Annotated in this window: 14 protein-coding genes; 5 read left to right on the plus strand and 9 right to left on the minus strand. The window is 71.4% G+C overall.

Annotated elements, in window-relative coordinates; all coding sequences use genetic code 11:
- The first annotated feature begins 175 nt into the window (after positions 1-175).
- Complete coding sequence (locus tag AMO33_RS10815) at positions 176-1,027, plus strand: class I SAM-dependent methyltransferase (protein ID WP_060592398.1); 852 nt, start codon at positions 176-178, stop codon at positions 1,025-1,027.
- 38 nt (positions 1,028-1,065) lie between these two features.
- On the opposite strand, the gene AMO33_RS30305 is transcribed toward AMO33_RS10815, so the two are convergent.
- The 3 genes from AMO33_RS30305 to AMO33_RS10825 form a co-directional block, all read right to left on the minus strand.
- Positions 1,066-1,224: a toxin-antitoxin system HicB family antitoxin gene (locus AMO33_RS30305; protein ID WP_011208426.1), complete on the minus strand. Its 159-nt coding sequence runs from the start codon at positions 1,222-1,224 to the stop codon at positions 1,066-1,068.
- Between the two features lie 9 nt (positions 1,225-1,233).
- Positions 1,234-2,118, minus strand: a complete 885-nt coding sequence (locus tag AMO33_RS10820; protein ID WP_060592400.1) for an SPFH domain-containing protein — start codon at positions 2,116-2,118, stop codon at positions 1,234-1,236.
- Positions 2,119-2,185: 67 nt separating this feature from the next.
- On the minus strand, positions 2,186-3,565 hold the full coding sequence (locus AMO33_RS10825; protein WP_240327480.1) for an FAD-binding oxidoreductase: 1,380 nt from the start codon (positions 3,563-3,565) through the stop codon (positions 2,186-2,188).
- Between the two features lie 34 nt (positions 3,566-3,599).
- Between AMO33_RS10825 and AMO33_RS10830 the strand changes: the two genes are divergently transcribed.
- Entirely contained in the window at positions 3,600-4,496 is an 897-nt protein-coding gene (locus tag AMO33_RS10830) for a LysR family transcriptional regulator (protein ID WP_060592402.1), read from the plus strand.
- Between the two features lie 4 nt (positions 4,497-4,500).
- Here AMO33_RS10830 and AMO33_RS10835 read toward each other — a convergent pair whose 3' ends face one another.
- The 3 genes from AMO33_RS10835 to AMO33_RS10845 are packed head-to-tail and all read right to left on the minus strand — an operon-like array spanning position 4,501 to position 7,124.
- Entirely contained in the window at positions 4,501-5,253 is a 753-nt protein-coding gene (locus AMO33_RS10835; RefSeq protein ID WP_041560031.1) for an amino acid ABC transporter ATP-binding protein, read from the minus strand.
- A 35-nt stretch (positions 5,254-5,288) separates the two neighbouring features.
- Positions 5,289-6,215 carry an amino acid ABC transporter permease gene (locus tag AMO33_RS10840; RefSeq protein ID WP_011208421.1) on the minus strand — a complete coding sequence of 309 codons (927 nt, stop codon included), beginning with the start codon at positions 6,213-6,215 and terminating at the stop codon, positions 5,289-5,291.
- Between the two features lie 3 nt (positions 6,216-6,218).
- Positions 6,219-7,124: an ABC transporter substrate-binding protein gene (locus AMO33_RS10845; protein WP_050767991.1), complete on the minus strand. Its 906-nt coding sequence runs from the start codon at positions 7,122-7,124 to the stop codon at positions 6,219-6,221.
- A gap of 266 nt (positions 7,125-7,390) precedes the next feature.
- On the opposite strand from AMO33_RS10845, the gene AMO33_RS10850 reads away from it, so the two are divergent.
- Together AMO33_RS10850 and AMO33_RS10855 are read left to right on the plus strand one after the other, a co-directional pair.
- Complete coding sequence (locus AMO33_RS10850; RefSeq protein WP_076573606.1) at positions 7,391-9,061, plus strand: acyl-CoA synthetase; 1,671 nt, start codon at positions 7,391-7,393, stop codon at positions 9,059-9,061.
- A gap of 80 nt (positions 9,062-9,141) precedes the next feature.
- The gene (locus AMO33_RS10855; RefSeq protein WP_137354526.1) at positions 9,142-9,468 is read left to right on the plus strand and encodes a hypothetical protein; all 327 of its coding nucleotides are present in this window, start codon (positions 9,142-9,144) and stop codon (positions 9,466-9,468) included.
- 19 nt (positions 9,469-9,487) lie between these two features.
- On the opposite strand, the gene AMO33_RS10860 is transcribed toward AMO33_RS10855, so the two are convergent.
- Entirely contained in the window at positions 9,488-10,309 is an 822-nt protein-coding gene (locus tag AMO33_RS10860; RefSeq protein WP_060592408.1) for an RNA polymerase sigma factor SigF, read from the minus strand.
- A 194-nt stretch (positions 10,310-10,503) separates the two neighbouring features.
- Here AMO33_RS10860 and AMO33_RS10865 point away from each other — a divergent pair, with 194 nt between their 5' ends.
- Complete coding sequence (locus tag AMO33_RS10865; RefSeq protein ID WP_082668638.1) at positions 10,504-11,478, plus strand: sensor histidine kinase; 975 nt, start codon at positions 10,504-10,506, stop codon at positions 11,476-11,478.
- Positions 11,479-11,499: 21 nt separating this feature from the next.
- Here the strand turns inward: AMO33_RS10865 and AMO33_RS10870 are convergent, their stop codons facing one another.
- Together AMO33_RS10870 and AMO33_RS31435 are read right to left on the minus strand one after the other, a co-directional pair.
- Entirely contained in the window at positions 11,500-12,813 is a 1,314-nt protein-coding gene (locus AMO33_RS10870; RefSeq protein ID WP_060592410.1) for an APC family permease, read from the minus strand.
- Between the two features lie 49 nt (positions 12,814-12,862).
- Positions 12,863-13,009, minus strand: coding sequence for a hypothetical protein (locus AMO33_RS31435; protein WP_157838365.1), 147 nt, complete (start codon positions 13,007-13,009; stop codon positions 12,863-12,865).
- Positions 13,010-13,080 lie beyond the last annotated feature (71 nt).

Genomic DNA, 13,080 nt, shown 5'->3' on the forward strand with positions numbered 1-13,080 from the left:
ACCACTTTTGCGGCGGGACCGCCTTGCGAAACATCGGCAACAGTGCACACTCGCGGGTTCAGCGTACGCGACCTTGGTCGGCAGGGGCAAACCGGTCCGCACCACGGTGGGAGCGCGCCGGGCGGGCCCGGAGCGAGCGCAAACATCCAGCGCGGGACGGATAGGGTGAGCACCCGTGTCCGACGAACGTCATGCCCAGGCCAACGCGGTGCTGGGCACCACCGGGACGGCGCGCACCCGCCTCGGCTCGGCCGAGAGCGAACGCGCCAGCAGGCGCTGGTGGGACGCCGACGCCGACGACTACCACCGCACCCACGCCGACTTCCTCGGCGTCGACTCCCCCGGCGGTGAGTTCGTCTGGTGCCCGGAGGGCCTGCACGAGGGGGACATGCGCCTGCTCGGCCCGGACCTGACCGGCAAACGCGTCCTCGAGATCGGCTGCGGATCGGCGCCGTGCGCGCGCTGGCTGGCCGGGCAGGGCGCGCACGCGGTCGGCCTGGATCTGTCGATGGGGATGCTGCGCCGCGGGCTGGCGGCCATGGCGCGCGGTGGGCCGCGGGTGCCGCTGGTGCAGGCCGGCGCCGAGGCGCTGCCCTTCGCCGACGCCAGTTTCGACGCCGCCTGCTCGGCGTTCGGCGCGGTGCCGTTCGTCGCCGACTCGGCGCGCGTGATGCGGGAGGTGGCGCGGGTGCTGCGGCCCGGTGGGCGCTGGGTGTTCTCGGTGAACCACCCGATGCGCTGGATCTTCCCCGACGACCCGGGCGCGGCCGGGCTCACCGCGACCATCCCCTACTTCGACCGCACGCCGTATGTGGAGGTCGACGCCGAGGGCACGCCCACCTACGTCGAGCACCACCGCACGATGGGCGATCGGGTCCGCGAGATCGTCGCCGCCGGGCTGGTCCTGGAGGACCTGATCGAGCCGGACTGGCCGGAGTGGCTCGACCGCGAATGGGGGCAGTGGAGCCCGCTGCGCGGGGAGATCTTCCCCGGCACCGCGATCTTCGTGACCCGCAAACCGGACTGACCCCGGACCGAACTCGCCGGGGCCGGGGACGGCGGGCGCTAGTCGGCTTTGGGCTTGCGCCCGGCCTGTTCCAGCGCCAGGCGCAGCGCGTACTCGATCTGCGCGTTGATGCTGCGCAGGTCGTCGGCCGCCCATCTGGCGATCGCCTCGTGGACGGCCGGGTCGAGTCGCAGCAGCAACTTCTTGCGTTCGGGCATCAGCCGGGCTCAGTTGTAGAGCGTTCCGGCGTTGACCACCGGTTGTGTGGCCCGGTCGCCGCACAGCACGACCAGCAGGTTCGACACCATCGCCGCCCGGCGTTCTTCGTCGAGTTCGACCACCCCCTGCGCGGTGAGCCGGTCCAGCGCCATGCCCACCATGCCGACCGCGCCCTCCACGATGTGCGTGCGCGCGGCCACCACCTGGGCGGCCTGCTGGCGGACCAGCATCGCCTGGGCGATCTCCGGTGCGTAGGCAAGGTGAGTGATGCGCGCCTCGAGCACCTCGATACCGGCCATCTCGGTGCGCTCGCGCAGTTCGACGGTGAGTTCCTCGGCGATCTCGGTGCCGTCGCGCAGGCTGGTGCGGCCCGCGTCGTGCGCGTCGTAGGGGTGCGTGGTGGCCAGATGCCGGACGGCGGCCTCGGACTGGGTCTCCACGTACTCCTCGTAGTCGTCGACGGCGAAGGCGGCCTTGAAGCTGTCGACCACCCGGTAGACGACCACCGCGGCGATCTCGACCGGGTTGCCGTCGGCGTCGTTGACCTTGAGCTTCTGGGTCTCGAAGTTGCGCACCCGCAGCGAGATGCTCTTGCGGTCGGTGAGCGGGACCACCGAGAAGAAGCCGGGCTCGCTGACCGAGCCGATGTAGCGGCCGAAGAACTGCACGACCTTGGCCTCGTTGGGGTTCACCACGGTCAGGCCGGTGGCGAGCAGGGCGAGCACGACCACGACGACGGTCGCGGCGATCGCGGCGACCAGGGCGGGCACGTTGCCGTCCTTCGCCCCGGTGACATAGCCGAGCGCGGCCGCGCCACCGAAGACGAGGGTCAGCACCAGCCATGCCACCAGCACCAGAAAGCCGTTGACGTGGACCGCGGGCCTGAGCTTCATGACAACCTCCGGGTATCAAAGTGATAGCACGAAGATAGCATGACGCGGGCGCGCCCGGAACCGCCGATCAGGCGGGGCGGATGTTGCGGTTGAAGCGGAACATGTTGTGCGGGTCGTACGCCGTCTTCAGCCCGGCCAGGCGGGCGTAGACCTCGGGCCGGTAGCCCGCCCTGGTCTGCGCTTCGTCCGCACTGTCGCCGGCGCCGTAGAGGAACGCCAGGCTGTGGCCGACGGTCCACGGCGCGAGCGCCGTGCGCACGAGCCCGTGCTCCTCCGGAGCCACCCGGCCCGCGCCGGGCTCGGGCATGGTGATGACCCGGACCAGAAAAGGCGCGCTCCGATCGGCCACCGGCGTCGCCGGTCCCGGCTCGGCCAGCGCGCCGCCGAGGTGGCGGATGTCGAGGACCGCCGCCACCGCGCCGTCCGGACCGGCCATGTCCAGCAGCGCCGCCGCCGTCGCTCCGGTGAACTCCCCCAACAGGGCGTTGGTCGCGGCGTAGGGGTGCGGATGGTCGGGGTCGGCGTGGATGGTGTGCGACTCGGTGTAGGGCATGTCCCGCAGGTCGTCGCGCAACCGGTCGCCGACCGCGCGCAGCGGGCCGGCCAACCGCTGCCCGGCCTCGGCGGGGCCGTCGAAGGCGATGCGGATCGAGGCGACGTAGCGCCCGCGCACGGCGGCGGGCACCTGCTCGATGTCCGGATAGCGCAGCATGGTGAACGAGGAGGTCAGCGCGTCGGGCACGGTCGCGGTCCAGTCCCGCCAGGCCGCCAGTGCCGGCGCCACCAGCTCGGTGTCGAAGACGAGCTGGCCGCCGTGCACGGTGCGCACGGGCACCAGCTCGACCTCCAGCGCGGTGACCACGCCGAAGTTGCCACCGGTCCCGAGGACGGCCCCGAAGAGGTCGTCGCCCGGACGCAGGGTGCGGACCCGCCCGTCGGCGGTGACCAGCTCGATCTCGCGCACGTGGTCGGCGGCGTAGCCGTAGCGGCGCGCGAGCAGGCCGAGCCCGCCGCCGAGGGTGTAGCCGACCACGCCGACCGACGGCGACGAGCCCGTCAGCGGCGCGAGCCCGTGCTCGGCCGCCGCGTCGATCAGCGCGCCCGCCCTGACCCCGGCCCCGATGCGGGCGGTGCGGCGGGCGGGATCGATCCGGATGGCGGTCATGCGCCGGGTGCTGATCAGTACGCCGTCCTCGGCGGGGACCGACAGTCCGTGCCCGGTCGCCTGCACGGCCACCGGGAAGCCATGGCGCGCCGCGTATTCCACCGCCGCGCGGACGTCCTCGGTGTGCCGCGCGCCGACGACGAGCGCGGGGCGATGGGTGTAGGCGGTCTGGAAGCCCGCCACTTCGGCGTCGTACTCGGGCTCGCCCGGACGCAGGACCGGGCCGGAGAAGGTGTCGGTGTGCATGTCTTCACCGTGCGCCGCCCCGGTCGAGAAGTACAACAGATGATCCTTCTCGAACCTAGAATCATCGGTTATGGAACTGCGGCAGCTGCGCTACTTCGTGACGGTCGCCGAGGAGGGCAATTTCACCCGTGCCGCCGCTCGACTGCACCTGGCGCAACCCGGCCTGAGCGCACAGATCCGGTCCTTGGAACGCGAACTCGGCCACCCGCTGCTCGACCGCGGCGGCCGCAGCGTCACGCTCACCGAGGTCGGGGCGGCCGTGCTGCCGCACGCACGGGCCGCACTGGCCGCGTCCGAGCGGATCGCGCACACCGCGGACGAATTCGCCGGGCTGCTGCGCGGCCACGTCCGCATGGGGCTGATCTCCGGCGCGGCCACCGAGGAGTTCGACGTCGCCGCCGTACTCGCCGCCTTCCACCACGACCATCCGCAGATCGCCATCAGCCTCACCGAGGACACCTCGGAGAACATGCTCGCCGCCCTGCTCCGCGGCGAACTGGACATCGCGCTGGTCGGCCTCACCGGCGCACCGCTGGATCCCGCCCTCGGCATCGACGTCGTCCTGGACACCCCGATCGTCGCCGCCGTCGCCGCCACGGACCGCGATCACGGTGAGACCATCGCGCTCGCCGCGCTGGCCGGACGCCCGCTGATCTGCCTCACCCGCGGCACCGGCCTGCGCGGCGTCTTCGAGCGATCCTGTGCCGCCGCGGGATTCACCCCGGACGTGGCGTTCGAGGCCGCCGCACCCGCGCTGCTGCTGCGGCTGGCCGCGCGCGGGCTCGGCATCGCCGTGGTGCCCGCCATCGGCCCCGCCGAGGCCGCGGCGGCGGGCGTCCGCACCCTGCGCATCACCGATCCGGAACCGCACGGCCGGCTGGCGCTGGCCTGGCGCACCGACCAGCACCCGGCCCCGGCCACCAAGGTGCTGCTCGGTCAGCTGCGCCTGGCCCTCGGCCGCGGCTGAGCGATCAGAGCAACCGGGACAGGAAGGCCTTGGTCCGTTCGTGCTTCGGCTGCGCCAGCACCTCGCGCGGGGCTCCCGCCTCGACCACCACCCCGCCGTCCATGAACACCAGCTGATCGGCGACCTCGCGGGCGAACCCCATCTCGTGGGTCACCACCACCATCGTCATGCCGCTGTCGGCGAGTTCCCGCATGACGGTGAGCACCTCGCCCACCAGCTCCGGATCGAGCGCCGAGGTCGGCTCGTCGAACAACATGAGCTTGGGGTCCATCGCCAGCGCCCGGGCGATCGCCACCCGCTGCTGCTGGCCGCCGGAGAGCTGGGCCGGATAGGCGTTGGCCTTGTCCCGCATACCGACCCGGGCCAGCAGCTCCTGGCCGCGGGCCACCGCCTCGGCCTTGGGAATCTTCTTCACCTGCACCGGCGCCTCGATGATGTTCTCCAGCGCGGTGCGGTGCGGGAACAGGTTGAAGTGCTGGAACACCATGCCGATGTCGCGGCGCTGCCGGGCCGCCTCGCGCGGATGCAGTTCGTAGAGCTTGTCGCCCTTCTGCCGGTAACCGACGAGCTCGCCGTCGACGTAGAGCCTGCCCGCGTTCACCTGCTCGAGGTGGTTGATGCAGCGCAGGAAGGTGGACTTGCCCGAGCCGGACGGCCCGATCATGCACAGCACCTCCCCGCGCCCCACCTCCAGCGAGACGCCCTTGAGCACCTGGAGGGCGCCGAAGTTCTTGCAGACCCGGTCGGCGCGGATCATCGGCGGCGCCGCGGCGGCGCCTTTCGTCGTGGACGTCATTTCGCGGCATCCAGCTTCTGTGCGTCGGCCAGTTCACGCAGTTGCTTGGCGGTCAGCTGCCGCGACGCACCGCGCGAGTAGTGCCGTTCCAGGTAGTACTGCCCGACCATGAGCACGCTGGTGATGGCCAGGTACCAGGTCGCGGTCACCAACAGCAGCGGGATCGGCTGGAAGTTCACCCCGTAGATGTCGCGGGCCCGGCCGTACAGGTCGGTGCTGAGCGGGATGGCGGTCACCAGGGAGGTGGTCTTGAGCATGCCGATCAGCTCGTTGCCGGTGGGCGGGATGATCACCCGCATCGCCTGCGGCAGCACGGTCCGGCGCATGGTCTGCGCCCAGGACATGCCGAGGGCGATGGACGCCTCCCGCTGTCCCTCGCCGACGGAGTTGATCCCCGCGCGGACGATCTCGGCCATGTAGGCGGCCTCGTTGAGGCCGAGACCGATGACCGCGAAGGCGAACGCGGCCTGCAGGCCCTGCACGTCGAGGTGGAAGAACTGCGGCCCGAACGGCACGCCGAGGTCGATCTGCCGGTACAGCGAGGGGAACAGGCCCCAGAACACCAGCTGCACGAACACCGGCGTGCCGCGGAAGATCCACAGGTACACCCACGCGGTGGAGCGCAGCACCGGATTCGGCGACAGCCGCATCACCGCGAGCACCGTGCCCAGCACGATGGCGATGGCCATGGCGAGCACGGTGAGCTCGAGGGTCACCAGCGCGCCGGAGAGGATGCGGGTGTCGAACAGGTACCGGCCGTAGGTGCCCCACTGGTAGGCCTCGTTGGTGGCCGCGCCGTAGACGAACAGGCCGAGCAGCACCAGGATGATCCCGGCCGCGATCCAGCGGCCGGGCCTGCGCAGGGGAACAGCTTTGATGGGTTCCGGTTCCCGCGACACCGCGGGGTCGTCGCTACCGGTCATCGGTCAGCTCACGGCCCCGTTGATCACCGATTCGGTGATGGCGCCGTCCTGCACGCCCCAGTTCTCGGTGATCTGCTTGTACTGGCCGTTGCGGATGAGGTGGTTGACCGCCGCCTGCAGCACCGCCGCCAGCGGCGAGCCCTTCTGCACCGCCCAGCCGTAGGGCGCGGAGTCGAAGACCGGGCCCGCGGGCTCGATCTTGCCGCCGCTCTGCTTGATGGCGTACGCGGTGACCGGCGAGTCCGCCGACATCGCGTCCACCTGGCCCTGGACGAGGGCGTTGGTCGCCGCGCTCTGCTCGTCGAAGGCCTTGATGTCGATCGGCGGCTTGCCCTGCGCCACGCACTCGGCGCTCTTGGCGGGCACCTCCTCGGTGTGCTCGACGGTGGTGGCCTGCACCGCGACCCGCTTGCCGCAGGCGTTCGCCGGGTCGATCGGCTTACCGGTCTGCTGGGCCCACTGGATGCCCGCGTTGAAGTAGGTGGTGAAGTCGACCTGCTGTTCGCGTTCCTTGGAGTCGGTGATCGAGGACATGCCGACGTCGTAGGTGCCCGCCTGGATGGCCGGGATGATCTTCTCGAACGCCGATTCCACGTATTCGGCCTGGATGCCGAGCACGGCGGTGACCGCGTCCATCAGATCCACGTCGAATCCGACGATCTTGCCGTCGGCGTCCCGGTACTCGTTGGGCTGATAGGGCACGTTCACCCCGACCACCAGCTTGCCGGACTGCTTGATCTTGTCGGGCAACCGGTCGGCGATCTCGGTGACCTTGTCCACCTGGACCTTCGACGCCGCCGGACCGGACTCCTCGGTGTTGGTCGTGCACCCCGTCAACACCAGCGCACCACCGACGACCGCGGCGAAAGCCCGCACCGCGGACCCGCCAAGCACTGATCGAACAGACACAGCACCCTCCACTTTTCGATTGGGTGAAACCCGGGTGTCACCACCCGTTCGCAATGTAAGCGACGCGGGGCGTTCGTGTTGGACAGTAATGGAAGCGAAACACGAATTCGTCATCGCCGAACCCGCGCGCGCGTCGGGCGCCGGCGGCGGATTTCCGCAATAAGTGAATGGATATTCTGCCCCTGCACTAGGCTTTCCCGCAGGCCGGAGCGACCGGCGCCGCGGAAACGCGGCCAGCACAACCACTCGGCTGAAGGGGTTTTCCAGTGGGGACGACGGTATCGCCGCGGGCGGCGTTGCGGACGGTGACCGACGCGGTGGCGGCGCTGCGCGTGCTCGGCAAACGCGGCATGATCGACATGCGGCGCCCGGGCGAGACCATCCGCACGATGCGCGACGCCGACATCTACGGCCCGTTCGTCACGGTGCTGCGGCACGCGGTGCGCACCTACGGCGACGCCCCCGCGCTCGTCGACGAACACGGCACCCTCTCGTTCACCGAACTCGACGCGCGGTCCGACGCACTGGCCTGCGGGCTGGCCGCGGCCGGACTCGGCCCGGACACGGTGCTGGCGTCGCTGTGTCGCGACCACCGCGGCTTCGTGCTCACCATGCTCGCGGCCGGGAAGCTCGGCGCGCGGCTGGTGCTGATGAACACCGGATTCGCCAAGCCGCAGCTGGCCGACGTGGCCACGCGCGAGCAGGTCGGGGCGATCCTGTTCGACAGCGAGTTCGCCGCCGTGGTCTCGGCGGTGCCCGAGACCACCGCGCGTTTCCTGACCTGGGTGGACGAGGAACACGAGGTCGACCCGGCGATCCCCGCCATCGACGCGCTCGTGGACGCACACCGGGGCGAGGCGCCCGCCGCGCCCGAGCGCCCCGGCGGGATCGTCATTCTCACCAGCGGCACCACCGGGACACCGAAAGGCGCACCGCGCGACAAGGTTTCGCCGTTGCAGTCGGCGCAGTTCCTCGACCGCATCCCGATGCCGCGCGAGGACACCATCGTCATGGCGGCACCGATCTTCCACGGCACCGGGCTGTCCCAGTTCGGGCTGGGCTGGGGCCTGGGCAACAAGGTGGTGCTGCGGCAGCGCCGCTTCGACGCGGAGGCCACCGTCGCCGCGGTGGCCGAACACCGCGCGGCCACCCTGGTGCTGGTGCCGACGATGTTGCAGCGCATCATCGATCTCGGTCCCGACGTGCTCGGGCGGTACGACACCTCGTCGCTGCGGGTGATCTTCGCCGCCGGCTCGGCGCTGTCACCGGATCTGAGCAAGCGCACCGAGGCGGCGTTCGGCGAGGTGCTCTACAACCTCTACGCCTCCACCGAGGTCGCCGTGGCCGCCGTGGCCACCCCGCGTGACATGCGGGAGGCGCCGGGCACCGTCGGCCGTCCGCCGGTGGGTTGCCGGGTCGCCCTCTACGACGAGCAGCGCAGGCGGATCACCGAACCCGGCGTGGTCGGCACGATCTTCGTCTCCAGCGGGCTGAGCTTCAGCGGGTACACCGACGGCCGGAACAAGGAGATCGTCGACGGGCTGCTCTCCAGCGGTGACGTCGGGCATTTCGACGCCGAGGGACGGTTGTTCATCGACGGCCGCGACGACGACATGATCGTCTCCGGCGGTGAGAACGTCTTCCCGCTGGAGGTGGAGAACCTGCTGGTCGAGCGGCCCGACGTGCTCGAGGCCGCCGTCGTCGGCGTGCCCGACCGCGACTTCGGCACGCGGTTGCGCGCTTTCGTCGTGCCCGCGGAGGGCGCCGCCCGTGACCCGCAGGAGATCCGCGCCTACGTCAAGGCGAACCTGGCCAGGCACAAGGTCCCGCGCGACGTCGTGTTCCTCGACGAACTGCCGCGCAACGCCACCGGCAAGCTGCTGCGCCGCGTGCTGGCCGAGACCGAGGTGGGCGAGCAGTCGACCGCCACCGAATAGGACCACCGAACCGCCCGCGAAACGCCGCGTTGTCGGCCGCGGGGGTGCCCGCGCGGCCCGGCGGGGGAACAATGGCGCCCGTGACGGGTGCACCGGAACCCTGCCCGCTGGACTGCCTGGTGGAGATCACCTGGCCGGCGGGCGCACGCCCCTGGTGGGCGGCCCGGCACACCGGCAGCCGGGCGCAGGTGGCCGCCGCGCTGGACGAGCTGGCACTGCGGGTCGCCATCGATCACTGGGCGCGGGCGCTGTCGGTGCTGGACCGTCCCCTGGTCGGATACAGCCTCACCGTGTGCGAGCCCGACGGGCACTTCCTCATCGACTACGCCGCCGCGGTGGCCGTGCACACGGTGCCCGCCGTCATCCACGCCCACGCCACGGCGCTGCGGGAACGCAGCCGCCGCTGAGCGGATGCCACGGGCGATGTCAGGAGGCGGGCACCGGCTCGGCCAGCGCCTTCTCCCGCAGCATGGTCAGCGTCTTGGCCAGGATCCGCGACACCTGCATCTGCGAGCAGCCGAGCAGGCGGCCGATCTCGGCCTGGGTCTTGTTGTCGTAGAACCGCAGGATCAGCACCTGTCGTTCGCGTTCGGGCAGAGCGGCGATGAGCGGGCGCACCGCCATCGCGTCCTCGAGCAGGCCGTAGCACGGTTCCACCGCGCCAAGGCGGTCGGCGATCGGCAGCGCACCGCCCTCCTCGGTGGTCCGCTCGCCGCCGTCGAGGGATTCGGTGGTGAAGGCATTGCGCGCCACCAGCGCCTGGGTGACCTCGGTGAGTTCCACACCGAGTTCGCTCGCCAGCTCCCGTGCGGTCGGCTGCCGCCCGAGCTGGTGGGTCAGCCGGTCGGTGGCCGGGCCGAGCAGCTGGTGCAGTTCCTTCATCCGGCGCGGCACCCGCACCGCCCACCCGTGATCACGGAAGTAGCGGCGCACCTCGCCCATGATGGTCGGCACCGCGAACCCGAGGAACGAGTCGCCGTGTTCGAGGTCGAACCGGTCCACCGCGTGCACCAGGCCCAGCCGCGCGATCTGCAGCAGGTCCTCGAACTCGACGCCGCGGTTGGTGAACCGGCGGGCGATGTTGTGTGCCAGCGGCAGGCAGCGGTGCAGGATCTCCTCCCGCACCACCGCGCGGTGCGGGTCGTCGGCGTCCAGTGCGGCCAGCTTCTCGAACCAGGGCTCGATGTTCTCGTACCCGTCACCTTCCGACGGCGACGGTTCGTTTCGTGCCTGCATCGAGTTGCTCATTCGGATACCTCGTTTCCACGCGACTTCGACTCCTGTCCAATATCCGGGCGCACCCGGGATCAAACAGCCCGGCGAGATTTGTTCCGGACGGCCGGTCGGCGCGCCGAACGGCACGCCGACGGGCGATCGGGCTGTTCGTCCGTGGGTGGTACCGTCGCTTGATCTGCCCGGCAGGCGGTCGAAGGGGCACGCACATGGTGATCGGAAGCGAGCGCGGCGGCGATGACGCGCGCTCGGAGCCGGTCCATGCCCACGACGACCCGTTCCACCATCCGGCCTTCTTCTACCGCGACTCGGAGGAGTACCTGGCGGGCACGCTGGCCTTCATCGGCGCCGGCCTCTCCCGTGGCGAGCCGGTGGCCGTTTCGGTGCCGGGCCCGAACCTCGCCTTGATCCGGGCCGCCCTCGGCGCCGACGCCGCCGACGTCCGGCTGATGGACATGACCGTGGAGGGCCGCAACCCCGGCCGGATCATCCCCGGCGTGCTGCGCGCCTTCGCCGACGAGCACCCGGAGGGCCGGGTGCGCATCATCGGCGAACCGATCTGGGCGAGCCGCTCGGCCACCGAGTACCCGGCGTGTGCCCAGCACGAGGCGCTCATCAACGCCGCGTTCACCGGCCGCGAAGTGAGCATCCTGTGCCCTTACGACGTGTCCCGGCTGGCCCCGGCCGTGGTCGAGGACGCGCACGCCACCCATCCGGTCGTGCTGGACGGCCACGGCGAGCGGGTGAGCCCCGCCTACGACCCCGACCGGATCGTGGCCACCTACAACCAGCCGCTGCCGGATCCGCCGCCCACCGCTTTCCTGCGCGAGTTCGACGCCGCCGCGCTCACCCCGGTGCGGCATCAGGCCGTCGACTACGTCCGCGCCCTCGGCATGAGCACCGCCCGGGTGACCGACCTGGAGCTGGTGGTCGGGGAGACCACCACGAACTCGGTGGTGCACGGCGGCGGTTCGGGCACGCTCGCGCTGTGGGTGCAGTCCGGTCAGCTGGTATGCCAGGTCAGCGACGGCGGCACCATCACCGATCCGCTGGCCGGGCGCCGCCCCGCTCCCCCGCTGCGTCCCGGCGGGCGGGGCCTGTTGCTGGTCAACCACCTCGCCGACCTGGTGCGGCTGCACACCGCGCCGTCCGGCACCACCCTGCGAATGTACTTCGACCTCTGAGCCGCTCAGCCCACCGGCCGCTCAGCCCACCGGCTCGGGCTCGCGCCGGGCCCGCACCCGCCCGCGCACGGCGTTGACGGCGCCGAGCAGCAGACCGAGCCCGAGCAGCACCGCCCCGCGCACCCACACCTCCGCCTCGATGCGGGTGAACAGGAACAGGCACGACGCCAGTCCCAGCCACGGCACCACCGTCGGCACCCGGAAGTGGTCGCCGGTCGCGGGTTCGCGCCGCAGGATCAACACGGCGATGTTCACCGCGCCGAACACGACCACCAGCAACAGCACCAGCGTGGCGGCGAGCGCGGCCACCTCGCCGGTCAGCGCGAGCACCAGCGACACCGCCGAGGTCGTCAGGATCGCCACCCACGGGGTGCGCCGCACCGAGAGCACCCGGCCCAGCGCCGCCGGCAGCAGCCCGTCGCGGGCCATGCCGTAGGCCAGCCGCGAGGCCATGATCCCGGTGAGCAGCGCACCGTTGGCGACGGCGACCAGCGCGATGACGGCGAACAGCCGCTCGGGCACACCGCCGGCCACCCGCACCACCTCCAGCAGCGGGCCGGTGGAGTTCGCCAGCACGTCGGTGGGCACCGCGGCCGCGGCGACCACGCCGATCGCCACGTACACCGCACCGGCGGTCAGCAGCGCGCCGAACAGGGCGCGCGGATAGGTGCGGCGCGGATCGCTGACCTCCTCGGCGAGATTGACCGAGGTCTCGAAGCCGACGAAGGAGTAGTAGGCCAGCACCGCGCCCGCCAGCGTCGCCCCGACCACGCCCTGCTCGGCGGTACCCAGCTGGGTGAGCCGGCCCGGATCGCCGTCACCGCGCACCAGCACCCAGGTGCCCAGGCCGATCACCAGCAGCAACCCGCCCAGTTCGACCGCGGTGGCGGCGACGTTGGCACCCAGCGACTCCTTGATGCCGCGCAGGTTCAGCGCGGCCAGCGCGAGCAGGAACACCACCACGACGACGACCGTCGGCAGCGTCACCAGCTCGGCCAGATAATCGGAGGCGAAGCCGCGGGCCAGCGCGCCGACCGACACCACCCCCGCGGCCAGCATGCAGAACCCGATGAAACTGCCCGCTGCGGGCCCGAACGCCAGCGTCACGTAGTGGGCCGACCCACCCGCCCGCGGAAAGCGAGTCGCCAGTTCGGCATACGAGCCCGCGGTCAGGCAGGCCAGCACCAGCGCGGTCAGCAGCGGCACCCACACCGCGCCGCCCGAGGCCGCCGCGATCTGACCGACCAGCACGTACACCCCCGCCCCCAGCACGTCACCGAGGATGAAGAAGTACAGCAGCGGCGTGCGCACCACCCGTTTCAAGGTCATCGGCATACCGGGTCGGATACCCCGGCGCACGCGGTTCAGCCCGGCCGCGGCCGGGTCAGAGCAGGGCGAGCGCCAGGCTGGCGGCGGCGATCAGGGCGATCCAGACGACCAGCACGCCGCGCGCCGAGGCGGGGCGGCCGAATTTCGGGGCGGGCGGGCGGGGTCGGCGTCGTACGGAACCGGTCATGGCGACAGTGCTCACGGTCCACCTCCTGAAGCGAGTGTGTGTGCCTGTCCCCCACCGGCTACCCGTTCCCGGCGGCCGATCGCGCG

Source organism: Nocardia farcinica, from assembly GCF_001182745.1.
Lineage (GTDB): Bacteria > Actinomycetota > Actinomycetes > Mycobacteriales > Mycobacteriaceae > Nocardia > Nocardia farcinica.

What these genes read in the sequence shown, in the direction of transcription:
- AMO33_RS30305 (WP_011208426.1), bottom strand. Translation starts at nt 1,224, where the DNA reads ATGCCCGAACGCAAGAAGTTGCTGCTGCGACTCGACCCGGCCGTCCAC.
- AMO33_RS10820 (WP_060592400.1), bottom strand. Translation starts at nt 2,118, where the DNA reads ATGAAGCTCAGGCCCGCGGTCCACGTCAACGGCTTTCTGGTGCTGGTG.
- AMO33_RS10830 (WP_060592402.1), top strand. Translation starts at nt 3,600, where the DNA reads ATGGAACTGCGGCAGCTGCGCTACTTCGTGACGGTCGCCGAGGAGGGC.
- AMO33_RS10835 (WP_041560031.1), bottom strand. Translation starts at nt 5,253, where the DNA reads ATGATCCGCGCCGACCGGGTCTGCAAGAACTTCGGCGCCCTCCAGGTG.
- AMO33_RS10840 (WP_011208421.1), bottom strand. Translation starts at nt 6,215, where the DNA reads ATGACCGGTAGCGACGACCCCGCGGTGTCGCGGGAACCGGAACCCATC.
- AMO33_RS10860 (WP_060592408.1), bottom strand. Translation starts at nt 10,309, where the DNA reads ATGAGCAACTCGATGCAGGCACGAAACGAACCGTCGCCGTCGGAAGGT.
- AMO33_RS10865 (WP_082668638.1), top strand. Translation starts at nt 10,504, where the DNA reads ATGGTGATCGGAAGCGAGCGCGGCGGCGATGACGCGCGCTCGGAGCCG.
- AMO33_RS10870 (WP_060592410.1), bottom strand. Translation starts at nt 12,813, where the DNA reads ATGCCGATGACCTTGAAACGGGTGGTGCGCACGCCGCTGCTGTACTTC.